This is a genomic window from Flavobacterium sp., assembly GCF_044338735.1.
In the GTDB taxonomy this organism is placed as follows: domain Bacteria; phylum Bacteroidota; class Bacteroidia; order Flavobacteriales; family Flavobacteriaceae; genus Flavobacterium.
Genome location: NZ_JBIIWV010000192.1, coordinates 1 through 3690 on the forward strand (window position 1 = coordinate 1; position 3690 = coordinate 3690).

At 33.5% G+C, this 3690-nt stretch carries 2 protein-coding genes and 1 pseudogene; all 3 read right to left on the minus strand.

Features of this window, described 5'->3' with window-relative positions; genetic code table 11:
- Window positions 1-410: pseudogene (locus tag ACIQZC_RS09850) on the minus strand (protein translocase subunit SecDF); the annotation flags it as partial.
- A 259-nt stretch (window positions 411-669) separates the two neighbouring features.
- On the minus strand, window positions 670-1602 hold the full coding sequence (locus ACIQZC_RS09855) for a malate dehydrogenase (RefSeq protein ID WP_396139053.1): 933 nt from the start codon (window positions 1600-1602) through the stop codon (window positions 670-672).
- A 114-nt stretch (window positions 1603-1716) separates the two neighbouring features.
- Entirely contained in the window at window positions 1717-3657 is a 1941-nt protein-coding gene (gyrB, locus tag ACIQZC_RS09860; RefSeq protein WP_396139054.1) for a DNA topoisomerase (ATP-hydrolyzing) subunit B, read from the minus strand.
- Between the last annotated feature and the right edge of the window lie 33 nt (window positions 3658-3690).

The following is a 3690-nucleotide window of genomic DNA, read 5'->3' on the forward strand; positions in this document are numbered from 1 at the left end:
TTTGCATTATTTGCTTCAACAAAGAAAGCATCAATATAATCTTGATTTCCTTGTTGATTTGTTTTAGCATCTGCTAATGCTTTATTAAAAGCAGCATTTTTAGAATCGTTTGCCAATCCTTTCAAAACATCTTTAACAGATATTTGAAGAATTACATTGATTCCTCCTTCTAAGTCAAGACCTTTATTTAATTGTTTTTGTCTAACTTCATTGAATGTATATCCTAAAACAGGATAAACCTCTACTTTACCGATTGAATCTAAATATGCTAATTCTTTTTTTGAATCTCCTTTTGCAAAAGCTTTAGCATCTTTTTCGATACCACTAGCAACAAAAGTAAAAGAAAGCTGGTATACACATACCAAGGCAAAGATAATTGCGAAAAATTTAATAAGTCCTCTATTCTGCATTACTCTAAAATTTATTTATTCTATATTATAAAAACGGACAAATATATAATTTACAATAGGATTAAGCAATTTTATTTTAGATTAAAATGCGCTTTTTATGTAAGTTTTCTATAATATAAAGATTATTAGCTATAAATGAGTTATTTAAGCATTAAAATATCTAAAAAAAGTAAGACATAATTATAAATATTTTCGAATTTACTTTTCAAAAAAAAACCATCAATTTCTTGATGGTTTTTTTTAGATTATATAATTTAAGTTATAATACCGATTTTAAATCTGCATTCATAGCACGAACTGCATCGGCTGATTTAGCAAAAGCTGCTTTTTCAGCATCATTTAATTGAACATCAACAATTTGTTCAATTCCGTTTTTACCAATTATACAAGGAACTCCCATACAAATATCATCCTGACCATATTCTCCTTCTAAAAATACCGAACATGGAATCATTCTTTTTTGATTGTTTAATATACTATCTACTAAATAAGCAACAGAAGCTCCTGGTGCATACCAGGCCGATGTGCCCAATAAACCTGTTAAAGTTGCTCCACCTACCATGGTATCTGCCGCTACTTTATCTAAAGCTTCTTGTGATAAGAAATTAGAAACTGGTGCTCCATTATAAGAAGCTAAACGTGTTAATGGAATCATGGTAGTATCACCGTGACCTCCAATAACCATTCCTTGAACATCATTAGCTGGTTTATCTAAAGCTTTTGACAAAAAATATTTGAAACGTGAACTATCTAAAGCTCCACCCATTCCAATTACTCTGTTTTTTGGTAATCCAGTTGCCTTTAAAGTTAAATAGGTCATGGTATCCATTGGATTAGACACCACTACTATAATTGCGTTTGGAGAATGTGTTAAAACGTTATCTGCAACCGATTTTACAATTCCAGCATTAATTCCGATTAATTCTTCACGTGTCATCCCTGGTTTTCTAGGAATCCCTGATGTAATTACCACCACCTCACTTCCAGCTGTTTTTGAATAATCACCAGTTGTTCCACTTAATTGAGTGTTAAATACGGTTGTAGTAGCACATTGCATAATATCCATAGCTTTACCTTCAGCAAAACCTTCTTTGATATCTACTAATACAACTTCACTTGCAATTCCTCTGTAAGAAATTACGTCTGCACATGAAGCACCTACGTTACCCGCACCCACTATCGTTACTTTCATTTTTAATTTTATTATATTAAACGTTTAATTTTTTTTGCAAATTTACCAAAAGTAAACTACTTTTTAAAGTAAAAATGTTAAATTGATATCTGTTATTATGATTAAAAATGAAAATTAAGCATCAATTTTTGCATAAGCTGCATTTTTCTCGATAAACTCCCTACGTGGCGGAACCTCATCACCCATTAACATTGAGAAAACTCTGTCTGCTTCTGCTAAACTATCAATAGTTACTTTTCTAAATGTTCTGTATTCTGGATTTAGAGTAGTTTCCCATAATTGCTCTGCATTCATTTCTCCAAGACCTTTATAACGTTGAATTGTAGCACTTCCGCCCATTTTTTCGTTAGCTATATCTCTTTGATTGTCATTCCAAGCATATTCTTTTTTGTTTCCTTTTTTTACTAAATATAATGGAGGTGCTGCTATATAAACGTGTCCTTGTTCGATTAACTCTTTCATATATCGGAAAAAGAACGTTAATATTAGGGTAGAAATGTGAGAACCATCAACATCGGCATCACACATAATTACTACTTTGTGGTAGCGCAATTTTTCTAAGTTTAGTGCCTTTGAATCTTCGGCAGTTCCTACGGTAACACCTAATGCAGTAAAAATATTTCGAATTTCTTCGTTTTCAAATACTTTGTGTTGCATGGCTTTTTCCACATTCAAAATTTTACCACGTAAAGGCAAAATGGCTTGAAAAAATCGGTCACGGCCTTGTTTTGCCGTTCCACCTGCAGAATCTCCCTCGACAAGAAAAATTTCACATTTTGCTGGATCTTGTTCAGAACAATCTGACAATTTCCCTGGTAATCCACCGCCACCCATAACGGTTTTACGTTGCACCATTTCACGCGCTTTTTTAGCAGCATGACGGGCTTGAGCAGCCAAGATTACTTTTTGAACGATAATTTTTGCATCATTTGGATTTTCTTCCAAATAATTTTCCAACATTTCTGAAACCGCTTGAGAAACTGGAGAAACTACTTCTCTATTTCCTAATTTAGTTTTTGTTTGCCCCTCAAACTGAGGTTCTTGCACTTTTACCGAAATAATAGCTGTTAAACCTTCGCGAAAGTCATCTCCAGAAATTTCAAATTTTAATTTATCTAATAATCCTGATGAATCGGCATATTTTTTAAGCGTACGCGTTAATCCCATTCGGAAACCTTGTAAGTGCGTTCCACCTTCATGAGTGTTGATGTTATTTACGTATGAAAAAATATTTTCGGTATAACTTTCATTGTAAATCAATGCTACCTCAACTGGAACTTCTCCTTTTTCGTGTTCCATACTGATAACGTGACTAATTATTGGCACACGATTACCGTCTAAAAACTTAACGAATTCTTTCAAACCTTCTTTAGAATGAAAAGTTTCTACAGGCTGACTTCCGTCTTCTGCCAAGTGACGCTTATCAGTTAAGGTTATATTTATTCCTTTATTAAGAAACGAAAGTTCACGTAAACGAGAAGCTAAAGTATCATAAGCATATTCTAATGTTTGTGTAAAAATGGTTGCATCAGGTCTAAAGGTAACCATGGTACCTCTCTTGTCGGTTGTTCCAATTTGCTTAACTGGATACATTGCCTTACCTTTCTCATATTCTTGCTCGTATATTTTTCCTTCACGATAAACGGTTGCTCTCAAATGATCTGAAAGTGCATTTACACACGAAACACCTACACCATGCAATCCTCCAGATACTTTATACGAATCTTTATCAAATTTCCCTCCTGCTCCAATTTTGGTCATTACCACTTCTAATGCAGACACACCTTCCTTTTTGTGTAAATCTACTGGAATACCACGACCATTATCTTCTACAGTAACAGAATTATCTTCGTTTATAGCTACATGAATTGTATCACAATGACCGGCTAAAGCTTCATCAATTGAGTTATCTACTACTTCATACACCAAGTGATGCAAACCTCTTACTCCAGTATCTCCAATATACATGGAAGGACGCATTCTTACATGCTCCATTCCTTCTAACGCCTGAATACTGTCTGCCGAATAATTGTTTTTCTTAACTTCTTCGCTCATATAATTATCTCTTAAATATTCGATTTTTAATTA

Bases quoted from the DNA above. Each gene is read 5' to 3' on its own strand.
- ACIQZC_RS09855 (WP_396139053.1), bottom strand. From the start codon at position 1,602: ATGAAAGTAACGATAGTGGGTGCGGGTAACGTAGGTGCTTCATGTGCA.
- gyrB (WP_396139054.1), bottom strand. From the start codon at position 3,657: ATGAGCGAAGAAGTTAAGAAAAACAATTATTCGGCAGACAGTATTCAG.